The organism is Nakamurella lactea DSM 19367 (genome assembly GCF_000426645.1).
In the GTDB taxonomy this organism is placed as follows: domain Bacteria; phylum Actinomycetota; class Actinomycetes; order Mycobacteriales; family Nakamurellaceae; genus Nakamurella; species Nakamurella lactea.
Map to the genome: position 1 here is coordinate 229,943 of NZ_AUFT01000011.1, position 21,453 is coordinate 251,395.

Consider the following 21,453-nt stretch of genomic DNA (forward strand, 5'->3'; position numbering starts at 1 on the left):
CGCGCCGTCACCGGCGGTCGTCCTACCGGCGGAAATTGGCTGACGGCCGGCGGGAGACAATGACTGCATGCGGCTCGACGAGCTTCCGGAACCGGTGCGGACCAGGGTGATCACCCTGGCCGCCGCGGCTCTCGGCGCGGCGGCCCCGGGCCAGATCCCACCGACGCTGGCCGCGGTTGCCAGGTTCGCACCGGGCAAACGGGCGCGGCGCGGCGCGCTGCCGTTGGCCAGGGCGGTCGAGTCCGACGCCGCCTTCCGGGCTCTGGTCGCCCACACCGCCCGCGCCGCGCTGCCCGTCCCGTCGGGCCGCCACCACACAACTGACGGCGCCGCTGACGGCACCGCTGTTGACGGCACCGCTGTTGACGGCACCGCCGCTGATGGCGGCGAACCCGATGGCGCCGCACCGGGCGGCGCCGAACCGGGCGGCGCGGGAACGGGCGCCCCGGGTCCCAACGACACCGACGATGTCGGCGCCGTCACGCTGGCGTACCTGCTCGGCACGCCGATTCCGGCGGATGCGCTCGGCCGGATCGCCGACTCGTCCGAGCTGATTGCGGCCCGGCGCCGGATCCGCGAGCTGGAACGGGAGGTCGACCGGCTCACCCGGACGCTGGAGACCAGTGCCGAAGAACGGGCCGAGCAGGCCCGGCGGGCGGCCGACGTCGCCGGTTCTTCCGAGGCCGACCGGCTCCGGGCCAGGCTGCGGGAGCAGGGCACCAGGGTCCGGCAGGCGGAACTGATCGCCGAGCAGGCCCAACAACGGGCCGACGAGCAGCTCGGCGAGCTCAACGAGCGACTGGCCGCGGCCCAGCGATCGCGGGACGAGGCGCAGGCCAGGGCGGCGGCGGCCGTCGCCGAGTCCGACCGGATACGGACAACCCTTGCGGCACACCGCGATTCGGGTGACCGCGAGGTCGGCGCGCGCGATCGGAGGATCGACCTGCTGCTGACGTCGATCGGGGCAGCCGCTGCCGGCCTGCGGCGTGAGTGGGAACTGGCCAGCGGCGGTGAGTTGCCGGCCGATCTGGTCGCCAGACAGGTGTCCAGGGCTCCGGTGAGCCCGGTCCGGGTCGCCGATCCGAACCGGCTCGCCGACCTGCTGTCGGTGCCTGGGGCGCACCTGATCGTCGACGGTTACAACGTGACCAAGACGGGCTACCCGGAGCTGACGTTGGCCGACCAACGCGAACGGCTGATCCGGTCGCTGTCGACCTTGCGCGCCCGCACCTCGGCCGAGATCACCGTGGTGTTCGACGGCGCGGCCGTGTCGGTGACGGCGCCGCAGGGGCGCAAGATTCGGGTGCTGTTCTCGCCGCCGGGAGTGATCGCCGACGACGTGATCCGCCGGCTGGTGGCCGCCGAACCCGTCGGCCGGCTGGTGGCGGTCGCCACCTCCGATCGAGCCGTGGCGACCGACGTCGGTCGCTCGGGGGCCAGGACGGCCGGCTCGGACGTTCTGCTCGCGCTGCTGGGGCACCCCGGCTGATCCGGTGGCGGGTGTCCCGGCCGGGTTCTCGCCGTGCTCGCCCTGCACTCGGCCGTTCTCGCCGCCGGCCTGGCGGGCCCGCTGCCGGTCGGTCTCGACGGCACTGTCGGTGCCGGTCCCTACCGTTCGCCTCGTTCGCATCATCCATCGAACGCGAGGAGGCAACAGTGCACGTGGATTGCGAAACCTGCACCGTCCGGGGCGCCGCATGTTCCGGTTGCGTGGTCACCATGCTGCTGGGCGGCACACCGGACGGGGTCGAGTGGGACGAGACGGAGCGCGCCGCCCTCGGGGTGCTGGCCGACTCCGGTCTGGTACGGCCCTTGTTACTGTCCGTGACCGACGGGCAGCTGAAACGGCGCACCGGCTGACCGCGCGGTCGCGCGGAGTGGTGCGCAGGGCCACCGAAGACGTGAGCTGCGTCACTCTGTGTCCGTCTGTCGTGCCCCTGACGAGTGCGTGACACGCGCGGGTATCCGGCCCGGGCTGGACTCGACCGTGTCCGTCTCGTAACCTGACCGAGACCTTCAGCACGAAGCGCCACACCACGGCGTTCGGGAGGTCACCGCCGAATCGGCCCGTCGGGGTGGGCCGAGCCGGGGACCCACAGTTACCTGGGGTGAATCCCTGCGCGCGAGCATGCGCTCGTCGCGGGGTAGGGCACTTCCTTGCCCGAACCCGTCAGCTAACTCGGTAGGCGGCAGAGGAAGAAAGGGAACGCCGGTCTTGGCGATTCATCACCGCGGACTACTCACTGTCGTCCGCTCCCGTTCTGCCAGAGCCGTCACCGGCCTGGTCGCTGCCACTCTCGTGGTTGGCATGTTCACCGCCCCCGGCGCCGCGGCAACCCCGTCCGCCGCGCCGGCGACCCCGAAGCCGTACGTCGCCGAGCCGACGACCCCGGACAACTCGGCCGACGCCAAGAAGGCCTGGCTGCAGGCCTCCGAAGACGCCGACGCGTTGAACGAGAAGGTTCTCGTCGCCGCTGAGGCGGAGAAGGCCGCGAAAGCGGCCTCGTCCGCCGCCGCCAAGTCGCTGACCGCGAGGCAGGCCGAGGCGGACGCGGCGCAGGCGGAGGTGACCAGCGCCGAGAAGGCCGCTGCCGACGCCAAGTCCGCGCAGCAACAGGCCGCCAGGCAGGTGGCCGACTTCCAGAGCAAGGTCGACCAGTTCGCTGACGCGAGCTTCCGCGGCGCCCACTTCGGTTCGATGTCCGCGTTGTTCACGTCCAGTTCGGCCGAGGACTTCCTGGATCAGGCGTCGATGCTCGACGTCGTCGCCCAGGACAGCAGCCAGAACATCACCAATCTGGCAGCCGCGAACGCCCGGGCCAAGCAGGCGACCACGAAGGCCACCGCCACCGCCACCGCGGCCACCGCGGCCGCGAACAAGGCCGCTGCCGCTGTCACCGCGGCGAAGAAGGCCAAGGCGAGCAAGGATGCCGCCGAGGCGTCGGCCCACCGGGCCGCGCAGGACGTCACCAAGCAGCAGGCGAACCTGAACGCCAAGGCCGCGGCGATGAAGAAGCTGTACAACCAGCTCACCGAGCAGGAGCGGGAGGCGGCGCTGCGCGAACAGCAGCAGGCCGCCGAGGCGCAGGCCGCGCAGACCCAGGCCGATACGGCTCGGGCGGATCGGAATCGCGCCACCACTCCGGGCACCACCGATCAGGGCAGCGCAGGCGCCGCTTCGGATTCGGCGCCGGCGGCCCCGGCTCCGGCACCGGCCGCCAGCGGAGCAGCGGCGACCGCGGTTGCTGCCGCACTGTCCAAGGTCGGAGCGCCGTACGTCTTCGGCGCCGCCGGCCCCAGTGCCTTCGACTGCTCCGGTCTCACCTCCTGGGCCTGGGCACAGGCCGGTGTGTCCATCCCGCGGACGTCGTCCGGACAGGCCGGGTTGACCTATGTGCCGCTGGATCAGCTGCGCCCCGGCGACCTGATCACCTACTACTCGCCGGTGCACCACGTCGCCATGTACATCGGCAACGGCCAGATCGTCAACGCCTCGACCTCGTCGAAGCCGGTCATGGTGATGTCGATGTACTACAACAACCACAACCCGACCGGTCACCGCGTCGGCTGATCCGGCCCACGCTCGCTCACATCAGCTGAATACCCACGGACCATGCGGCGGACACTGCTCGTCACCAACGACTTTCCGCCGCGGGCCGGGGGTATTCAGTCGTATCTGCACCAGATCGTCGACAACCTGCCCGCCGACGACCTGGTGGTCTATGCACCTGCCTGGGACGGCGCCGCCGCCTTCGACGCCGCGCAGCAGTTCACCGTTGTCCGGCATCCGACGTCACTGATGCTGCCCACTCCGGCCGTCGCCCGGCGGGCGGCCGCGCTGATCGCCGAGCATCGCCTGACCGGCGTCTGGTTCGGTGCCGCCGCGCCGCTGGCATTGCTGTCGCCGCATCTGCGACGGCACGGTGCGCAGCGCATCATCGCCTCGACCCACGGGCACGAGGTCGGCTGGTCCATGCTGCCCGGCGCGCGGCAGGCGCTGCGCCGGATCGGCGATCACACCGATGTGGTGACCTTCGTCAGCCGCTATGCCCGCCGCCGGTTCGCCGCGGCACTGGGGCCGGGCGCGGCGCTGGAGTACCTACCGCCGGGCGTCGACAGCCGGATGTTCGCGCCCGACCCTGCAGCGCGGGCGCTGATCCGCCGACGTCACGGTCTCGACGGTGCGGCGGTCATCGTCTGTGTGTCCAGGCTGGTGGCCCGCAAGGGGCAGGATCAGCTGATCGCCGCCCTGCCGACCGTACTGGCGGCCGTGCCGTCCGCCCGGTTGCTGATCGTCGGCAGCGGGCCGGACCGCCCCCGGCTGACCCGGCTGGCCCAGCGGCACGGAGTGGCCGGCGCGGTGATCTTCACCGGCGCGGTGCCCTTCGCCGAACTACCTGCCCACTTCGTCGCCGGCGACGTGTTCGCCATGCCCTGCCGGACCAGGGGCGGTGGGTTGGACGTCGAGGGGCTGGGCATCGTGTTCCTGGAGGCGTCCGCCGCCGGCCTGCCGGTGATCGCCGGTGATTCCGGCGGCGCCCCTGAGGCGGTGCTGGACGGCCACACCGGGGTGGTGGTGCCCGGTCGGGACCCGGCGGCGATCGCCGGCGCGGCGATCGACCTGCTGACGGATCCCGTCACCGCCGCATCCTGGGGCGCCGCCGGACGACGCTGGGTGCAACGGGACTGGACCTGGCGGAGCTCGGCAGATCGGCTGGTCGAACTGCTCGGCTGACGATCCCGTCAGCTCGGTCGGCACCGGAACCGGACCGGCACACCGGGACGGTAAACCGGGGGAGCGCGGCACCGTCGCCGGTTCGCCGGTTAGCGTGGTCGGGTGCGCGTCTCCTTCGTCTCCGACATCCACGGGAACGTTGCCGGGCTGGCCAAGGCCGCCCGGGACGCGGAGCGGCTGGTGGTGCTGGGGGATCTGCTCGACTACGTCGACTACCACAATCCGGCGGCCGGCATTCTCGGCGAGATCTTCGGCGCCGATCGGGTGCACCCGTTCATCCGGCACCGGTCGGTGGGCAACTTTGCCGGGCTGCATCGGCTCAACATCGAGCTGTGGGACTCGGTGGCCGACCCGGTCGGCACGCTGACCGAGGTGGTCGCTCGGCGCTACGCAGACATGCTGGAAGCACTCTCCCAGGCGAACACAACACCGTTGCTGATCCTCGGCAACGTCGACATGGTGTCGATCTGGGAAGACGTTGCGGGACAGGTGATTCCGTCGGTGGACGGTCAGGTGGTCGAGGTCGGCGGCCACCGGTTCGGGTTCGTCGGCGGCGGTGTCTTCGGGACTCGCGCCCCGGCCGCCGGTGCGGTCGGCGGCGGTACCGATCCGACGGCGGCTGGCCGGCCCGGTCCCGCGGTGCGGGCCTGGCGGCCCTACCTGCGGCCAGCGGACGAGTACGCACTCGCGGTGGCCGACCTCGGACCGGTGGACGTGCTCTGTTCTCACCTGCCGCCGCGGCTGCCGCTGTTGCGGTACGACCGGGTGCCGGCCAGGTTGGAGGCCTACGGTCCCGGTCTGCTGGAATCGATCGACGCCGGCCAGCCGCAGTTGGCTGTTTTCGGTCACGTGCACCAGCCGCAGGCCGTCCGGACGCGTCGGGGCCGCACCGAGTGCGTCAACGTCGGCCACTTCGCCCGGGACCCGCGGCCGTACCGGATCTCCCTCTGAGGTGTCGGCGGCCCCGCTACGCCGGGTAACCTTCGATTCATGGCGGACATCTCGACCCAGTCCCTGGTGATGGCGGCGCAGCCGACGGCGATCATGGACGCGATCGCCGACGTCGCTGCCTACCCGGACTGGACCGGTGCGATCAAGCAGGTCGAGATCACCGAACCGGGCACCGACGACCGGCCGCGCCGGGTGCGGTTCACCATGGACGCCGGTCTGATCAAGGACACCTACGAGCTCGAGTACGACTGGGCAGCAGATGGTCTGTCGGTGAGCTGGAACCTGGTCAGCGGGAAGCTCCAGAAGGGTCAACAGGGTTCGTACACGTTGAACCCGGTGGATGCCGGAACCGAGGTCACCTACCGGCTGGCGGTGCAATTGACCATTCCGCTGATCGGCCCGCTGCGCCGGAACGCCGAGAAGACGATCATGGACACCGCCCTGCGCGAGCTGCGCAAGCGGGTGGAAGAGCCGGCGGCGGGCAACGGATGAAGGTCGCCCTGGTCGCCGGGCCGGGCGGATCGGGTGTCACCACCGTTGCTGCGTTGACGGCCGTGGCCGCCGCCGGTCGCGGCAGCCGCACCGTGCTGGTGAGCTCGGATCCGTCGACGATGCAGATCCTCGGAGCCGACCGGGACCGCCCCGGGCTGACGGTGGTCCGTCCCGACCCCGCCGCTGACGCCGCCGCGGGTCGACCCGCCCTGTCCGGCTACCTGCGTGCCCTGGGCCTTGACGACGACGTCGAGGCCGCCGACCTGGCCGACCTGCCCGGGGCGGGCGAGCTGTCCACCCTCTACGCGATCGCGACGGTGGCGGCCGGCGGTGACTGCGATGCGCTGGTGGTGGACGCCGGCGCCAGGGCCGTCGACCTGTTGGCGGTCCCGGAGACGGTCGGCCGGCTGGCCGACCTGGTACTGCCGGCGCCGATGCGGATCCTGCGACAGTTCGGCGGCCTGCTGGGTGGCCGCCGGACGGCGAATGCCGCGGCCGCCCCCGACCTGGTCGGCGCGGTGCTCGATCGACTGCTGCTGGCCCGGATGCTGCTCACCTCCGGCGCCGCCCTGCATCTGGTCTGCGGACCACAGCGGCTGCGGCGGGACGTCGCTGCGGCCATGGTGCCGGTGCTGGCGGTCCACGGCATCGGCCTCGGTCGCGTGCTGTGCAACCGCGCCGACGGGACCGAAGGGCCGCCTGCGGTCTGGCCGGCCGAGACCTTGGCGATCCCCGCCCAGCCGGACGAACCGACCGGAGCAGCGCTGGATGCGTTGGTGCACATCGTTTTCGGCGACCGTGATCCGCTGTCCGTGACGCCTGGCCCGGCCTTCCGTGATCCGCTGGTGATCCGCACCGATGGCGGTTTCCGGATGGACATCCCGATCCCGTTGGCCGAGCGGAAGTCGCTGGATCTGGTGCGGTCCGGCAGCGACCTGCTGGTCACCGTGCTCGGCCGGACCCGGCGCATCGAGCTGCCGTCGGTACTGCGGCGATGCCGGGTCGCCGGCGCCGGGTTCAGCGACGGTGCCCTGTCCGTCAGCTTCGTTGCCGACCCGGCACAATGGCCGCGGGCCCTGCACCCGGACGGGGACACCCCGCCGGCCACCGCATCGGCGGCTGCGGATGCGAGGACATGAGATGAGCGAGCGGCAGGACCCGGATGAGTGAACTGCGCGGCGAGGCGACTCAGCTGCTGGACGTGCTGGTCGAGCGACTCAGCGTCGCCCAGCAGCTGCTGGGCGCCCGGCCGACCGATGAACCGACATCGGGAACTACCGGGTCGACCGATCCGGGGTCGGCTGCCGCCGAACCCGATCCGGCGGCACCGGCGTCGGCGCCCGCCGACTCGCCGGTGTGTCCGACCTGCGGTCACGATGCCCGGCAGGCCAGCTGCTCCGGCTGCCCGCTGTGCGCGCTGCTGTCCATGCTGCGCGGCGACCGGCCCGAGCTCACCGCCAAGCTGGTCGACGGCGCACTGACCGCCCTGCAAGGGATCCGCGCCCTGCTGGCCGAACCGGTGGCCCCTTCCGAACGGGCCGATCCGGCGGTGGACACCGAATCCGGTCCCGCGGCCGCCCCGGCGGCCGAGCGGATCGACATCCGATGAGCCGGCAGCGGGCGCGGCGATGAGCACCTTCACCGTCGGCATCGACATCGGCGGCACCTCGGTGCGGGCCGCGGTGATCGACGCCAACGGTGCGATCGTCAACCGGGCCAGGGAGATGACTCCGGCCAGCGCCGCCGCCACCGAGGACCTGCTGGTCGACCTCGTCCGTCATCTGCAGGCCACCCACCCGATCTCCGGAGTCGGGCTGGCGGTGGCCGGCTTCATCAGCACCGACCGGCAGCGGGTGATGTTCGCCCCGCACCTGGCCTGGCGCGACGCGCAGGTGCCGGCCATCCTGTCGGCCCGGCTGGACCTACCAGTGGTGATGGACCACGACGTGAACTCCGCCGTCTGGGCCGAATACCACCTCGGCGCGGCGGCCGGGTCGCCGGTCGCCCTGCTGATCGCGCTCGGCACCGGCATCGGCGCCGGCCTGGTCGTCGACGGACAGATCTACCGGGGCGCACACGGCGTGGCCCCGGAACTCGGGCACCTGACCGTCGTGCCCGGCGGGCGCAGCTGCCCGTGCGGCAAACGTGGCTGCTGGGAACGGTATTGCTCGGGCACCGCGCTGGCGGCCACCGGTGTCGACCGATGGCGGGAGGCCGGACGGGAGATCCCGGACGAGCTGGCCGACAGCGAGGTCACCGGCACGGTGGTGGCCCGAACCGCGGCGGAAGGTGATCCACAGGCACTGGCGGCGGTCGACGAGCTGGGTCATTGGCTGGGTATCGGGATGGGGCTGGCCGCCGACGTGCTCGACCCGGAGGTGATCGTCATCGGCGGCGGCGTGTCGGATGCCGCGCCGCTCTACCTGCCGCGGGCGCTGGACACCATGCGGCAGACCATTACCGGCGGCGTCCACCGGCCGCACCCACGGATCGAGGTGGCCCGCTACGGCGACCGGTCCGCCGTCATCGGCGCCGGTCTGCTGGCCCAGCACGCCTTGGTGGCCAGCGGCTGACCACCAGCACCGTCAGACCCGGGAGGTAGCGCAAACCTGGCCAGGTAGCGCAAAGCTCACCGGCGGGTCGGCCAACTTTCCGCTACCTCGCCGGCGGCTGCCGTCAGACCCGGGAGCCGTCGTCCCAGCCCTCGCCGGGATCGTTGTTGCGGTGCCGACGCAGCCCGGCGACCAGCAGCGAGCCGCCGCTGAGCACCAGGATGGCGGAAACGATCATCACCCCGTCGGGGCTCAGGGTCAGCAGATTCGGGCCGACCAACAGGAAGATCCCGCAGGCGATCAGCAGGACGGAGATCAACGTCCTGACCTTCGGCATGGTCAGCGGCGGGGGTTCGCCGGGAACGTAATGCTGGTCGTCCTCGGCATATTCGGCCTCCCGGCGGGCCTGCTCGGCGGCGAACGCGGCCGCCTCCGCGGACCTGTTCGCCTTCCGCTGTTCGCGTCGCAGCCGACGCCGTTCTGCGGTATCGCGTTGCGCCGCGTCCGGATCGGCAGGGCCGGGCGGACGATTCGGGGGTTCGACGAAGTAGTCCATCGAACTCCGGACACCACCTGGTTCGGTGCCCGCGGCGGCGTCGAGAGCATCGGCGCCGACGTCCCAGTGCATCTGCTGCGACATCGGTGAGACGATCTCGCTGAACCGTCGGGAGATCTCGTCCTCGTCCATCCGCCGGCCGCCGGGATCGTCGTCGGCGGAGTTGCCGCCCGGTGTCGCGGTAGTCATCCGGCCATCACCCGCCGGATGAAATCGATCGACTCGTCGAAGATGAGCTCGGCATCATTGTCCAGGGTCGCCACGTGATAGCTGTTGTCCAGCAGCACTTCCCGCTTGTCCTTCGACGAGACCTCGGCCAGCACGATCGCGGCGTTCTCCGGCTCGACCACGTGGTCGACGACCGAGTGCAGCAACAGCAGCGGGGCGGTCACCTTCGGCAGGTCGCCGCGCACCACCGGCCACGCCTGCTGCAACGAGAGCGCCGCCACGATCGGGATCCGGTCGTAGCCGTCCTCCTGCACGCCCGGCTTCTTGATGTCGTCGACGATGCCGGGCAGCGACGGCCGCACCCGCCGCAGCAGCGGGGTGATCCGCCGCAGTACCGGAGCGAACTTGGCGTCCAGCCGGGTGGTCATCACCGACGGGTTGACCAGGATCAGCCCGGCGACCCGGTCCGGGTAGAGCTCGGCCAGCCGCAGCGCAAGGGTGCCGCCCATCGACAGGCCGGCGACGAAGACCAGTTCGCAGTCCCGCGACAACTCCGCCAGGGCCGCTGTCACGGCGGCCAGCCAGTCGTCGAAGGTGGTGTCGTTCATCTCCTGCCAGCTGGTGCCGTGGCCGGGCAACAACGGCAACCGGACTCGATGACCCTCTGCGGTCAACCGATCGGCCCACGGTTGCATCGAGGAGGGCGAGCCGGTGAACCCGTGACACAGCAGGATGCCCACCCGGCCAGGAGCCTCGGTGGCCGGGTCGGCCGCGTCGGCACCAGGGCCACCGATGCTGCTGGTCATACTGTCCATCGTTGCATGCTGTGGCGCGATAGGCGCAGCAGCGCCCGCGGCGTACGGTAAGTCCCAGGTGCAGCACCGGACGGCGCCGCAGAACACAGCAACGACTGAGTGGGTGAGACGGCCGTGGTGTGGTTCGTGATGAAGTACATCCTCGTTGGCCCCTGGCTTCGGTTGTTCTTTCCGTGCAAGGTGTCCGGCATCGAAAACATTCCCGAGTCCGGTGGCGTGATCCTGGCCGGCAACCACGTGTCGGTGGCCGATTCGTTCTTCACGCCGCTGCACATCAAGCGTCAGGTCGTCTACCTGGCCAAGAGCGAGTACTTCACCGAGAAGGGCATCAAGGGCCGGTTGAAGAAGATGTTCTTCAGCGGACTCGGCCAGATTCCCATCGATCGGGGCGGCGCATCGGCCGCCAAGGACGCGCTGAACACCGGCGTCCGGCTGCTGAAGCAGGGCAAGATCCTCGGCATCTACCCGGAGGGCACCCGCTCGCCCGACGCCCGGCTGTACAAGGGCAAGACCGGGGTGGCCAGGATGGCGCTGGAGGCCGGGGTCCCGGTGATTCCGCTGGCGATGATCGGCACCGACAAGGTGAACCCGATCGGCAGCAAGATGTGGCGTCCGCGCCGGATCCAGCTGGTGATCGGCCGGCCGCTTGACTTCTCCCGTTACGAGGGCCTGATCGGCGACCGGTTCGTCGAACGGTCGATGACCGACGAGATCATGTACCGGATCATGGAGCTCTCGCACCAGGAGTACGTCGACGTGTACGCGGCCAAGGTCAAGGCCGACATGGATGCCGCGGCCGCCGGCAACGGCACGCCGGACATCGCCGAGGGCAAAGGTCCGGGCACGGTGACCCGGCTGCCGGGTACCAGGGCCAGCTGAGTGGTCAGGACGCCACCTGCCGGGCCGGTCGCCCGGTATTTCTACGACTGTGAGTTCATCGAGGACGGCATCACCATCGAGTTGATCTCGATAGCGGTGGTGGCCGACGACGGACGCGAGTTCTATGCGGTGTCCACCGAGTTCGATCCCGGCCGGGCCGGCACCTGGGTCCGCCGCAATGTGCTGGACAAGCTACCGTCGCCGGCCGACCGGGCCTGGCAGTCAAGGGCGCAGATCCGCGACCGGCTCGGCGAGTTCCTGCTGGCGCCCGGCCTGCCGGTGCAGCTGTGGGCATGGTTCGGCGCGTACGACCATGTCGCGCTCGCCCAGCTCTGGGGCGACATGCCGGCGCTGCCGGCGCAGATCCCACGATTCACCAGGGAGATCCGGCAGCACTGGGAGACCGCCGGCTGCCCGCCGCTGCCGGATCACGGCTCGCAGCGACACAACGCGCTGGCCGACGCCCGGCTGGCCAGGGATCGTTGGCAGGTCGCCGACGACGCACTGCGCGGCAATGCCTACGCTTGAACCGTGAACTGGACCGTCGACATCCCGGCAGACATCCTGCCGACCCTCCCGCCGTTGCCCGCGGAGATCAGCGATCGGCTGTATCGAGCGCTCGATCTGCCGGCCGAGCAGCAGCCGGACTGGCCCGACCCCGAGCAGGTGCTGGCGGTCCGGGCGGTGCTCGAGTCGGTGCCACCGGTCACCGTCGCGCACGAGGTCGACCGCCTGGCCGAGCAGCTGGCCGCGGTGGCCAACGGCCAGGCCTTCCTGCTGCAGGGCGGCGATTGCGCCGAGACCTTCGTCGACAACACCGAGCCGCACATCAGGGCGAACATCCGCACCCTGCTGCAGATGGCCGTGGTGCTCACCTACGGTGCCTCGCTGCCGGTGGTCAAGGTCGCCAGGATCGCCGGTCAGTACGCCAAGCCACGGTCAGCGGCCACCGACGCGCTGGGCCTGCCGTCCTACCGGGGCGACATCATCAACTCCATCGCCACCGACCCCGCCGCCCGGGTCGCCGACCCGTCGCGGATGATCCGCGCCTACGCCAATGCCTCGGCGGCGATGAACCTGGTGCGTGCGGTCACCGGTGCCGGGATGGGCGACCTGTCGATGGTCCACGAATGGAATCAGGAATTCGTCGCCACCTCCAGGGCCGGGCAGCGGTACGAACGGGTGGCCGCCGAGATCGACCGGGCGATGCGATTCATGTCGGCCTGTGGGGTGGATTCGCACAGTCTGCATTCGGTGGAGATCTTCTCCTCGCACGAGGCGCTGTTGCTGGACTACGAACGGGCCATGCTGCGACTGGATCAGACCGGTGACGCCAGCAAGCTCTACGACCTGTCGGGCCACTTCCTGTGGATCGGTGAGCGGACCCGGCAGCTGGACGGCGCGCACATCGCGTTCGCCGAGATCCTGGCCAACCCGATCGGCGTCAAGATCGGCCCGGGGACCACGCCGGACCAGGTGGTGGAGTACGTGGAGCGGCTGGACCCGAACAACACCCCCGGCCGGCTGACGCTGGTCTCCCGGATGGGCAACACCAAGGTCCGGGACGTGCTGCCGGCCATCGTCGAGAAGGTCGAGGCGACCGGTCACAAGGTGATCTGGCAGAGCGACCCGATGCACGGCAACACCCACGAGTCCTCGACGGGCTACAAGACCCGGCACTTCGACCGGATCGTCGACGAGGTGCAGGGGTTCTTCGAGGTCCATCGGGAACTCGGCACGCACCCCGGCGGCATCCACATCGAGCTGACCGGCGAGGACGTCACCGAATGCCTTGGTGGCGCCCAGGAGATCTCCGACGAGGATCTGGCCGGTCGGTACGAGACGGCCTGCGACCCGCGGCTGAACACCCAGCAGTCGCTGGAGCTGGCGTTCCTGATCTCGGAGATGTTGCGCGGCTGAACGACATCAGAACAGCACGGTGACGTAGACGGTGCCGCCGGGTTCGATGCGTTCGCCGACGCCCGGGCTCTGCCCGATCACGCTCTCCGAATCGAACTGGAACAGGCCGCTGACGGCGATGTTCAACCCGGCAGCGGCCAGCGTGTCCTTCGCCTGCCGCAGGGTCCCGGAGCTGACGTCGGGGACCACCACCGCGTCCGAGACGAACAACGTGACGGAGCGCTGATCCGGGTCGATCCTGGTGCCGGCGGCCGGATCGCTGGTCGCCACCCTGCCGGCATCGACGGACCCGTCGAACCGGGGCTCGCCGACGCTCACCTGATAGCCATCGGCGGCCAACGCCTGCTGCGCCTGGGCCAACGGTCGGCCACGGACGTCGGGCACGGTGGCCGAGGTGTTGATCACCAGCGCCACCCGGCCACCACGGGCCAGCTTCTGCCCGGCGGCCGGCTCGGTACCCAACACCGTGCCGTCCTGGCTGCCGGAGTCGAACCGGTGCACGTCCTCGCCGGCGACGGCGAAACCGGTGACGATCAGCTTGTTCCGGGCGTCCTCGACCGTCTTGCCCCGGACCTCGGGGATGACGATCGGTCGCGGGCCGAGCGAGATCACCAGCGTCACCGGCGTGCCGGTGGTCGCCTCGGTTCCACCGACCGGCGACGTCCGGACGACGGTGCCGGCCGGCACCGAATCCGCGTAGACCCGGTCGGCGTCGGACACGGCGTCGGAGGGCTCGTTCACCGTCATCCCGGCCCCGACCAGCGCCCTGGTGGCCTCGTCCACCGAACTGCCCGGCGCGATCTCCGGGACGACCGGCCGACCGGTGGAGACCACCAGATCGATCGGCGATCCGCGGAGCAGCTTCGCCCCGGCGCGCGGCTGGGTCCTGGCCACCGTGCCGACCGGGGCCACGTTGTCGGTCGACACCGCGACCTGCGGGATCAGCCCGGCCTGCCGGACCGCGCTCTCGGCGGCCTGCTGGGTCATTCCGACGGTCGTCGGCGCATACGCCCAGCGCCCGTCGCCGAGCCACCAGCCACCGGCCGCCGCGGCCAAGCCGACCAACAGGATCACCACGATCCAGATCAACCGGCGCAGCCACCGCCGTCGGCGCACCGGGGCGACCGTCGCCGTCCTGTCCCGCGGATCGTCGACGGTGCGGTCGGCAGGCTCCCTGACCACCCGGGTGCCACCCGGCCCGACCGGTTGCCCGGTCGGCCGCTCGGCCGCGGTCGCCGACCGGGTGACGGACCGCTCGTCGGGCGGCGGCGCGCCGGTGCCAGGCGGCGGACCGACCATGGTGCCGCCGGCCGAAGCGGTATGCCCGGCCGGCCAACTGGCCCCGGCTTCGTCGGTGGGCCGTGCCGGCTGCGGGCGGGTCGGTGCCGGGATCGGGACGCGCTGAATCCCGGCCCGGGCACAGATGCCGGCCAACCGGGAGGCGAAGGCCGCCGCGTCCCGTGGCCGACCCCGCGGGTCCCGTTGGGTGGCGTCGGCGATCAGATCCTCAAGCGCGGCCGGCACGTCCGGCACCAGGTCGCCGATCATCGGCACGTCGGAGTGCACGTGCTGATAGGCGACCGACAGCGCGTTCTCGCCGGTGAACGGCGGCTCACCGGCCAGCATCTCCCAGGCCACGATGCCGGCGGAGTACACGTCCGACCGGGCGTCGGAGGCGCCGGTCTCCACCTGTTCCGGGGACAGGTAGGCCACCGTCCCGAGGATCACGTCGCCGGTCGCCACCGTCTGGCTGGTGACCGCCCTGACCAGACCGAAGTCGGCCACCTTGACGACACCGCGCGCCGAGATCAGCACGTTCTCCGGCTTCACGTCCCGGTGCACAAGGCCGGCCCGGTGGGCGGCGGCCAGCGCACCGAGCAGTGGCCGCAGCACCGACACCGTCACCTCGACCGACAGTGGTCCCTGCTGGTGCAGCAGGTCGCGCAGGGTGCCGCCGTCGACCAGCTCCATCACCAGGAACGCGTGCTCGCCGTCCCGGCCGTGGTCGTAGACCGCGACGACGCCGGGATCCGACAACCCGGCCGCCAGCCTGGCCTCGCGGGAGAATCTGGTCAGGAACGCCGGGTCGTTGGCGTACTGGGCAGCCATCACCTTGACCGCCACCGGCCGGTCCAGCCTGGTGTCCAGACCCCGGTACACCGTCGACATGCCGCCCCTGGCGATCACCGAGCCGATGCGGTATCGGCTGTCCAGCATGGTGCCGGTCAGCCCACCGCGCGTCGTTTCCACCCGGGTCCCCTTCTCGCTGCCGTCTCGTGCTGCATCGCTCAGTCTAGGTTCGGTGGCCCTGATGCCCGCGGAACTGGCAGGCTGTCGGTCGTGACGATCCCTACCTACGTTCCCGTCCCGGACATCGCCGTCGAGCTCGGCGTCGTGGTGACCAAGGTGCATCAGCTGATCCGCGACCGTGCCCTGCTCGCGGTGCGCCGCGACGGCGTGCTGCGGATCCCGGCCGAATTCGTCGCCGACGGCGTGGTGGTCAAGGGCCTGACCGGCACCATCACCCAGCTCACCGACGTCGGCTACTCCGACCAGGAGATCATCGACTGGCTCTTCGCCGATGACGACTCGCTGCCGGGTTCGCCGATCACCGCGCTCCGGGAGAACCGTGGCCGCGAGGTGCACCGCAGGGCGCAGGTCGCCGGCTACTGAGCCGGCCCCGGCCGGCCGGGGCACCGGCCCCGGTCAGCTCCGGCGTCGGGTAGCGGCCGTGGCGAACGCCGTCAGCCCCTCGGCGACGGGCTCCGGCAGGCCGGCCAACTCGGCGGTGCCGTCGGCGACCAACTGGAGGATCTGCCGTTCCAGCAGGTCGGCCGCGGCGGTCGAAGCGATGATCGTCCGCAGCTGGTCGACCGCCGCCGGATCCACCGTATGGCCGGCCGGCCCGCTGCCGATCCCGGCGTCCAGCTCGGCCAGTTCGGCGTCCCGACCGGAGGCGAGCAGCTGTTGCCGGGCGAGCGCCAGCAGCACGGTGCGTTTGCCCTCGGCCAGATCGTCACCGGCGGGCTTGCCCGTGACCAGCGGATCGCCGAACACCCCGAGCAGATCGTCGCGGAGCTGGAATGCGGTGCCGACGGCTTCGCCGTAGCGGCGCAGTCTTCCGGTCACCGAGGCGTCGGCGCCGGCCAGGGCCGCGCCCAGCAACAGCGGCCGGACCACGGTGTAGCCGGCGGTCTTGAGCCGGATCACTGCGAAGGCGTCGGACCGTTGCAGGTCGGCCTCGGCGGCCGGCGCCGCACTGGTCAGCACATCCAGCAGCTGCCCGGCCAGCACCTCGGTCCGCATGGCGTGCCAGACCGGCTGCGCCCGGTCGATCGCCTGCAGCGCCGCGGCCCCGGTGACGAACAGGTCGTCGGCCCAGGCCAGTGCCAGGTCGCCGAACAGCAGTGCGATGTTCGCACCGAAGTGATCCGGATCACCCGACCAGCCCGCGTCGGCGTGCGCCTTCGCCTCGGCGCGGTGCACCGCTGGGCGACCACGCCGGGTCTCCGACCGGTCGATCAGGTCGTCGTGCAGCAGGGCGCAGGCCTGGATCAACTCGAGCGCCGCGGCGACCCGGACCACCGGTGCGCAGTCGTCGACTTCGTCCCGGCCGCCGCCGGCCCGCCAGCCCCACCAGCAGAAGGCCGGCCGGATCCGCTTGCCGCCCGCCAGGAACTCGCCGATCCGATCGGCCGCTGTCGCGATCCGCGGATCCATCTGCGCCAACTCGGCGCGTCTGGCCGACAGGAACTCGGACAGCGCGGTGTCGACGGCGGGGAGCAGGTCGGCATGCAGTACCTCGGAGGTCACAGGGTTCAGTGTCCATGGGTTCGCCTCGCGCTCGCTTGCGGGTCGGCGGTACGGGCTCCTTCGTCGCCGGCACCGCCGGTCCTCGCATCGCTGTTCGGCTCAGTGTCCATGGATTCGCCTCGCGCTCGCTTGCGGGTCGGCGGTACGGGCTCCTTCGTCGCCGGCACCGCCGGTCCTCGCATCGCTGTTCGGCTCAGTGTCCATGGATTCGCCTCGCGCTCGCTTGCGGGTCGGCGGTACGGGCTCCTTCGTCGCCGGCACCGCCGGTCCTCGCATCGCTGTTCGGCTCACGGGACTCGTGCGTCGTCCGTCAGCGGTACCGATCATGGTGATGTCGTCGCTCTGCCCTAGGCTTGGGGACTATGCCGACCGTCCGCGAACGCCTCTCCGCGCCCGGCCGCAAGTTCTCCCTGGAGTTCATGCCGCCCCGTTCCGACGACGATGAGGCGGGCCTGTGGCTCGCCGTTCGTCAGTTCGAGGGGTTACGGCCTGCCTTCGTCTCGGTCACCTACGGTGCCGGCGGAAGCCATCGTGACCGGACCATCAGGGTCACCGGGCGGATCGCCAGGGAGACAACCCTGCTGCCGGTGGCGCACCTGACCGCCGTCGGGCATTCGGTCGAGGAGCTGCGGCACGTCATCGGCTCGTACGCGGCCGTCGGGGTGCACAACCTGCTGGCCCTGCGCGGAGATCCGCCCGGCGACCCGACCGCCGACTGGGTCGCCCATCCGCAGGGGCTGGAGTACGCCAGCGAACTTGTCGCGCTGATCCGCTCGCTGGGCGACTTCACCGTCGGTGTCGCAGCCTTCCCGGAGAAGCACCCGCGATCGCCGGACATCGAGACGGACACCAAGTACTACGTGGACAAGGTCAGCGCCGGCGCTGATTACGGCATCACCCAGATGCTCTTCTCGGCGGACGACTATCTGAACCTGCGTGACCGGGTGACGGCGGCCGGAGCCGACGTGCCGCTGCTGCCCGGGATCATGCCGGTGACCAGTTTCGGTCGGCTGATGCGGATCTGCGAGCTGTCCGGGCAGTCGGTACCGGTCGACCTGGCTGAGCGGCTGGCCGCGGCGCCCGATGCCCGGTCGGCCAGGGCGATCGGCGTCGAACACGCGATCCGGATGGGGGAGCAGCTGCTGGCGGCGGACGTCCCGGCGTTGCACTTCTACACCTTCAACCGGGCTTCGGCGATCATCGAGGTGCTCAGGGCGCTCGACATGGTTCCCGGTCCGAACAGTGGTACGGCGGCGCTGCCTTCCCCGGCGACCTCGTCGTTCACCGCCTCCCGGGTGACGACGTAAAGCCGAATCCGGACCCGACCACGACCATGAAGGGGTGCCCTTAAACGATGGACACCCTCGAGCACATCCTCGGAATCTCGGCGATCGTCATGCTGGTGGCGCTGGCCGCCATCCGGGTGTCGAGGCGGCTCGGCATGCCGTCGATGTTGCTGTACCTGGCCATCGGGATGGTGCTGGGCAACGCCGGCCTGGGGATCGATTTCGGGACGACAGCCACCAGCGGTCCGACTCCGTCCGGCACCCTGCTCACCGAGCAGCTCGGGCTGGCGGCGCTGGTGCTGATCTTGGCCGAGGGCGGTCTCACCACCCGCTGGCAGTCGGTGAAACCCGCGCTGGGACTGGGGATTTCGCTGGCCACGATCGCCGTGGTGGTGTCGATCGCGATCTGCGGACTCGGCGTGCACCTGTTGATGGGGTTCGACTGGCGGACCAGTCTGCTGTGGGGCGCGGTGCTGTCCTCGACCGACGCAGCCGCGGTGTTCTCGGTGCTTCGCGGGGTTCCGGTGCGCCGAAAACTCTCGGCAGCACTCGAACTGGAGTCCGGCCTCAACGACGCGCCGGTCGTACTGGCCGTGGTGATGCTCGCCAGCCCCGATCCGATCACCTGGACCGCTCCGTTGCTGGTGATCTACGAACTCGTCGTCGGCGCGCTGATCGGCGCCGCGATCGGCTTCGGTGGGGCCTGGTGGCTGCGCCGGGTTGCGCTGCCCGCCGGGGGCCTGTACCCGCTGGCTGCGCTGGCGCTGATCGTCGGCGCGTACGCGCTCGGCGGCGAGGTGCATGCGTCCGGGTTCCTGGCGGTGTACGTGACCGCCCTGATCCTCGGCAACTCGTCGCTACCGAACCGGGCAATTACCTTGTCCTTCCACGAAGGGCTGGGCTGGCTCGCCCAGATCGGACTTTTCGTCCTGCTGGGCCTGTACGTCGATCCCACCCGGCTGCCCGAGGTACTGCTGCCGGGTCTGGCCATCGGGTTGATGCTGCTGTTGGTGGCCCGCCCCATCTCGGTGGTGGCCGCCTCGCTGCCGTTCCGGCTGTCCTGGCGAGAACAGGCGTTCCTGTCCTGGTCGGGCCTGCGGGGCGCGGTGCCAATCGTGCTGGCCACCATCCCGCTGATGTACGGGCGGGAGACGGCACAGGACCTGCTGGATCTGATGGTGGTCGTGGTGGTGGTGTACACCCTGCTGCAGGGCACCAGTCTGAAACGGATCGCCGGCTGGCTCGGCATCATCGATGTGGCGCCGTCGGACGAGGTGCAGATCGAGGCCTCGACGCTGGATCGGATGGGTGCCTTCGTGCTGCAGGTCGGCGTGCCCGAGGGCTCGCGAATGCACGGTGTATACCTGTCCCAGCTGCGGTTGCCGAAATCGACGACCGTCGCCTTGATCCTGCGCGAGGGGGTGTCGCTGCCGGTCACCCCGACGACCAGGCTGCAGACCGGTGACGACCTGCTGATCGTGGCGCCGCAGAAGGTTCGCGGCGCCACCGAGCAGCGGCTGCGAGCGGTCAGCCGCAACGGCCCGCTGGTCGGCTGGTTCACCAGGCCGGCCACCGGCCCTGCCGAGCGGACGTCCGAACAGTGACCAGCTGTTTGAGACACTGACACGGTGAATCACCCACTGGACACGCCGGAACCGGCCGACGACCCCGCCCCCGACCGTCGGGTCGACGCGGGGTCAGTTGCCGATCGTCCCGCTGACGACACTGCCGCCGACCCGGCTGACGACCACGCTGCGGCGGCGCCCGACATCGCCCCCGTCAGCCCTACGGCGCCTGCGGCGTCCCGCAAGTGGGGGTTGGTACTGGTACTGGCCGTGCTGATCCTGATCGCCGACCAGATCACCAAGGTGATTGCCGTCGCCAACCTGACCGAAGGCGGACCGTCGCCGCGGATCCTCGGCGGGCTGGTGTACTTCTCGCTGATCCGCAACCCCGGCGCGGCCTTCTCGATCGGCACCGGGATGACCTGGATCCTGGCGATCGTCGCACTCGCCGTGGTGGTGGTGATCATCCGGATGGCCTCGAAGCTGCGGTCGGCGATGTGGGCCACCAGCCTCGGTCTGATCCTGGGTGGTGCGCTCGGCAACCTGTCGGACCGGATCTTCCGCAGCCCGGGAGTGATGCGTGGCCACGTGGTCGACTTCGTGTCGGTGTTCGGTCCGAACGCTGAGCACTTCCCGGTGTTCAACGTGGCGGACTCGGCGATCACCATCGGCGGCGTGCTGCTGGTGCTGACGGCCGTGCTGGGCATCGAGTTCGACGGGACCAGGCCGCGCCGCGAGCACCGGGCCACGGTCGCCTCAGGCGCCGACCGAGCCGATGGCTGACTATCGCCGGATGCCGGTGCCGGAAGGACTGGCCGGCCTGCGGGTCGATGCCGGGCTGGCCAGGATGCTGGGGATGAGCCGGACCAGCATCGCCACCCTGATCGACACCGGCGACGTGCTGCTCGACGGCGCGCAGGTGAGCCGTTCGACCCGACTGGAAGCGGGCGGCTGGCTGGAGGTGACCCTGCCCGAGCCGGACCGCGGACCGCAGGTGCGGCCGGAGACGGTCGACGGGCTCGCCGTGATCTATCAGGACGACGACATCGTGGTGGTCGACAAACCGGTCGGTGTCGCGGCGCACCCGTCGCCGGGCTGGACCGGACCCACCGTGCTCGGAGCCCTTGCCGGGCTGGGGATCTCGCTGGCCACCTCGGGGGCGGCGGAGCGGCAGGGGATCGTGCACCGACTGGATGTCGGCACCACCGGGGTGATGGTGGTGGCCAAGAGTGAGCACGCCTACTCGGTGCTCAAGGACGCCTTCCGCCAGCGCACCGTCGACAAGGTCTACCACGCGGTGATCCAGGGTTTCCCCGACCCCACCGCCGGCACCATCGATGCACCGATCGGTCGACATCCCAAGGCGGACTACAAGTTTGCCGTGGTGGCCGGTGGTCGCGAGTCGGTGACGCATTACGAAACACTGGAGGCGTTCCGGTCGGCGACCCTGCTGGAGGTTCATCTGGAGACCGGCCGGACCCACCAGATCCGGGTGCATTTCTCGGCGATGAAGCACCCGCTGGTCGGGGACCTGACCTACGGCGCCGATCCGACGCTGGCGAAAACAGTTGCTCTGCAACGGCAGTGGCTGCATGCCAGGTCGCTGTCGTTCGCTCATCCGGCGGACGGCCGGACGGTCAGGTTCGACAGCGACTATCCCGCCGACCTGGCCGCTGCGCTGGACGTGCTCCGCCAGGGCTGACGGGAACCCCGCCCGACGG

21 protein-coding genes and 1 riboswitch are annotated in these 21,453 nt (G+C 70.7%); of the genes, 17 read left to right on the forward strand and 4 right to left on the reverse strand.

The annotated features are described in order from the left end of the window. The first annotated feature begins 67 nt into the window (after positions 1-67). From K340_RS0113045 to K340_RS0113085, 9 genes are all read left to right on the forward strand, one after another. The gene (locus tag K340_RS0113045) at positions 68-1,489 is read left to right on the forward strand and encodes an NYN domain-containing protein (RefSeq protein WP_029137042.1); all 1,422 of its coding nucleotides are present in this window, start codon (positions 68-70) and stop codon (positions 1,487-1,489) included. Positions 1,490-1,710: 221 nt separating this feature from the next. After that, positions 1,711-1,860, forward strand: a complete 150-nt coding sequence (locus tag K340_RS0113050) for a hypothetical protein (RefSeq protein ID WP_245599548.1) — start codon at positions 1,711-1,713, stop codon at positions 1,858-1,860. A 185-nt stretch (positions 1,861-2,045) separates the two neighbouring features. After that, positions 2,046-2,204: riboswitch (cyclic di-AMP (ydaO/yuaA leader) on the forward strand. Between the two features lie 104 nt (positions 2,205-2,308). Then, positions 2,309-3,571, forward strand: coding sequence for a C40 family peptidase (locus K340_RS35885; RefSeq protein ID WP_051266132.1), 1,263 nt, complete (start codon positions 2,309-2,311; stop codon positions 3,569-3,571). 42 nt (positions 3,572-3,613) lie between these two features. Next, positions 3,614-4,735 (forward strand): glycosyltransferase family 4 protein, encoded by a 1,122-nt coding sequence (locus K340_RS0113060; protein ID WP_029137044.1) that lies wholly within the window; start codon positions 3,614-3,616, stop codon positions 4,733-4,735. A gap of 102 nt (positions 4,736-4,837) precedes the next feature. Then, a complete protein-coding gene (locus K340_RS0113065) occupies positions 4,838-5,686 on the forward strand; it encodes a metallophosphoesterase family protein (protein WP_029137045.1) in 849 nt (282 codons plus the stop codon). Between the two features lie 39 nt (positions 5,687-5,725). Continuing rightward, positions 5,726-6,178 (forward strand): SRPBCC family protein, encoded by a 453-nt coding sequence (locus K340_RS0113070; protein ID WP_029137046.1) that lies wholly within the window; start codon positions 5,726-5,728, stop codon positions 6,176-6,178. Then, on the forward strand, positions 6,175-7,317 hold the full coding sequence (locus K340_RS0113075; RefSeq protein WP_029137047.1) for an ArsA family ATPase: 1,143 nt from the start codon (positions 6,175-6,177) through the stop codon (positions 7,315-7,317). Before K340_RS0113070 ends, K340_RS0113075 begins: the two co-directional genes overlap by 4 nt. Positions 7,318-7,340: 23 nt before the next feature. Further along, positions 7,341-7,787: a hypothetical protein gene (locus tag K340_RS0113080; protein ID WP_029137048.1), complete on the forward strand. Its 447-nt coding sequence runs from the start codon at positions 7,341-7,343 to the stop codon at positions 7,785-7,787. A 19-nt stretch (positions 7,788-7,806) separates the two neighbouring features. Further along, positions 7,807-8,751, forward strand: a complete 945-nt coding sequence (locus K340_RS0113085; RefSeq protein WP_154674236.1) for an ROK family protein — start codon at positions 7,807-7,809, stop codon at positions 8,749-8,751. A gap of 103 nt (positions 8,752-8,854) precedes the next feature. Here K340_RS0113085 and K340_RS34325 read toward each other — a convergent pair whose 3' ends face one another. Further along, entirely contained in the window at positions 8,855-9,475 is a 621-nt protein-coding gene (locus tag K340_RS34325) for a DUF308 domain-containing protein (protein ID WP_051266135.1), read from the reverse strand. Beyond that, on the reverse strand, positions 9,472-10,260 hold the full coding sequence (locus K340_RS0113095; RefSeq protein WP_084614378.1) for an alpha/beta hydrolase: 789 nt from the start codon (positions 10,258-10,260) through the stop codon (positions 9,472-9,474). The genes K340_RS34325 and K340_RS0113095 overlap by 4 nt, the downstream gene beginning before the upstream one ends. A gap of 123 nt (positions 10,261-10,383) precedes the next feature. Between K340_RS0113095 and K340_RS0113100 the strand changes: the two genes are divergently transcribed. The 3 genes from K340_RS0113100 to K340_RS0113110 are packed head-to-tail and all read left to right on the forward strand — an operon-like array spanning position 10,384 to position 13,068. Continuing rightward, on the forward strand, positions 10,384-11,148 hold the full coding sequence (locus tag K340_RS0113100) for a lysophospholipid acyltransferase family protein (RefSeq protein ID WP_029137051.1): 765 nt from the start codon (positions 10,384-10,386) through the stop codon (positions 11,146-11,148). Continuing rightward, complete coding sequence (locus tag K340_RS0113105) at positions 11,149-11,676, forward strand: polyadenylate-specific 3'-exoribonuclease AS (protein ID WP_029137052.1); 528 nt, start codon at positions 11,149-11,151, stop codon at positions 11,674-11,676. A gap of 3 nt (positions 11,677-11,679) precedes the next feature. Next, the gene (locus K340_RS0113110; protein WP_029137053.1) at positions 11,680-13,068 is read left to right on the forward strand and encodes a class II 3-deoxy-7-phosphoheptulonate synthase; all 1,389 of its coding nucleotides are present in this window, start codon (positions 11,680-11,682) and stop codon (positions 13,066-13,068) included. A gap of 6 nt (positions 13,069-13,074) precedes the next feature. Here the strand turns inward: K340_RS0113110 and pknB are convergent, their stop codons facing one another. Then, positions 13,075-15,318 carry a Stk1 family PASTA domain-containing Ser/Thr kinase gene (gene pknB, locus K340_RS0113115; RefSeq protein ID WP_029137054.1) on the reverse strand — a complete coding sequence of 748 codons (2,244 nt, stop codon included), beginning with the start codon at positions 15,316-15,318 and terminating at the stop codon, positions 13,075-13,077. Positions 15,319-15,408: 90 nt separating this feature from the next. Here pknB and K340_RS0113120 point away from each other — a divergent pair, with 90 nt between their 5' ends. After that, a complete protein-coding gene (locus tag K340_RS0113120) occupies positions 15,409-15,741 on the forward strand; it encodes an Rv2175c family DNA-binding protein (RefSeq protein WP_245599550.1) in 333 nt (110 codons plus the stop codon). Between the two features lie 33 nt (positions 15,742-15,774). Here K340_RS0113120 and K340_RS0113125 read toward each other — a convergent pair whose 3' ends face one another. After that, positions 15,775-16,881 (reverse strand): polyprenyl synthetase family protein, encoded by a 1,107-nt coding sequence (locus tag K340_RS0113125; RefSeq protein ID WP_029137055.1) that lies wholly within the window; start codon positions 16,879-16,881, stop codon positions 15,775-15,777. Positions 16,882-17,243: 362 nt separating this feature from the next. On the opposite strand from K340_RS0113125, the gene metF reads away from it, so the two are divergent. The 4 genes from metF to K340_RS0113145 all read left to right on the forward strand — a co-directional run bounded on the left by metF (position 17,244) and on the right by K340_RS0113145 (position 21,434). Continuing rightward, positions 17,244-18,188 carry a methylenetetrahydrofolate reductase [NAD(P)H] gene (metF, locus tag K340_RS29810; RefSeq protein ID WP_037364451.1) on the forward strand — a complete coding sequence of 315 codons (945 nt, stop codon included), beginning with the start codon at positions 17,244-17,246 and terminating at the stop codon, positions 18,186-18,188. A gap of 47 nt (positions 18,189-18,235) precedes the next feature. After that, entirely contained in the window at positions 18,236-19,771 is a 1,536-nt protein-coding gene (locus tag K340_RS29815; RefSeq protein WP_037364452.1) for a potassium/proton antiporter, read from the forward strand. Between the two features lie 165 nt (positions 19,772-19,936). Continuing rightward, entirely contained in the window at positions 19,937-20,515 is a 579-nt protein-coding gene (gene lspA, locus K340_RS29820) for a signal peptidase II (RefSeq protein ID WP_084614398.1), read from the forward strand. Next, positions 20,508-21,434, forward strand: coding sequence for an RluA family pseudouridine synthase (locus K340_RS0113145; RefSeq protein ID WP_029137056.1), 927 nt, complete (start codon positions 20,508-20,510; stop codon positions 21,432-21,434). Before lspA ends, K340_RS0113145 begins: the two co-directional genes overlap by 8 nt. The last annotated feature ends 19 nt before the right edge of the window (positions 21,435-21,453 follow it).

Bases quoted from the DNA above. Each gene is read 5' to 3' on its own strand.
- K340_RS34325 (WP_051266135.1), bottom strand. From the start codon at position 9,475: ATGACTACCGCGACACCGGGCGGCAACTCCGCCGACGACGATCCCGGC.
- K340_RS0113060 (WP_029137044.1), top strand. From the start codon at position 3,614: ATGCGGCGGACACTGCTCGTCACCAACGACTTTCCGCCGCGGGCCGGG.
- metF (WP_037364451.1), top strand. From the start codon at position 17,244: ATGCCGACCGTCCGCGAACGCCTCTCCGCGCCCGGCCGCAAGTTCTCC.
- K340_RS0113085 (WP_154674236.1), top strand. From the start codon at position 7,807: ATGAGCACCTTCACCGTCGGCATCGACATCGGCGGCACCTCGGTGCGG.
- K340_RS0113095 (WP_084614378.1), bottom strand. From the start codon at position 10,260: ATGACCAGCAGCATCGGTGGCCCTGGTGCCGACGCGGCCGACCCGGCC.
- K340_RS35885 (WP_051266132.1), top strand. From the start codon at position 2,309: ATGTTCACCGCCCCCGGCGCCGCGGCAACCCCGTCCGCCGCGCCGGCG.
- K340_RS0113070 (WP_029137046.1), top strand. From the start codon at position 5,726: ATGGCGGACATCTCGACCCAGTCCCTGGTGATGGCGGCGCAGCCGACG.
- K340_RS0113080 (WP_029137048.1), top strand. From the start codon at position 7,341: ATGAGTGAACTGCGCGGCGAGGCGACTCAGCTGCTGGACGTGCTGGTC.
- K340_RS0113145 (WP_029137056.1), top strand. From the start codon at position 20,508: ATGGCTGACTATCGCCGGATGCCGGTGCCGGAAGGACTGGCCGGCCTG.
- K340_RS29815 (WP_037364452.1), top strand. From the start codon at position 18,236: ATGGACACCCTCGAGCACATCCTCGGAATCTCGGCGATCGTCATGCTG.
- K340_RS0113075 (WP_029137047.1), top strand. From the start codon at position 6,175: ATGAAGGTCGCCCTGGTCGCCGGGCCGGGCGGATCGGGTGTCACCACC.
- K340_RS0113045 (WP_029137042.1), top strand. From the start codon at position 68: ATGCGGCTCGACGAGCTTCCGGAACCGGTGCGGACCAGGGTGATCACC.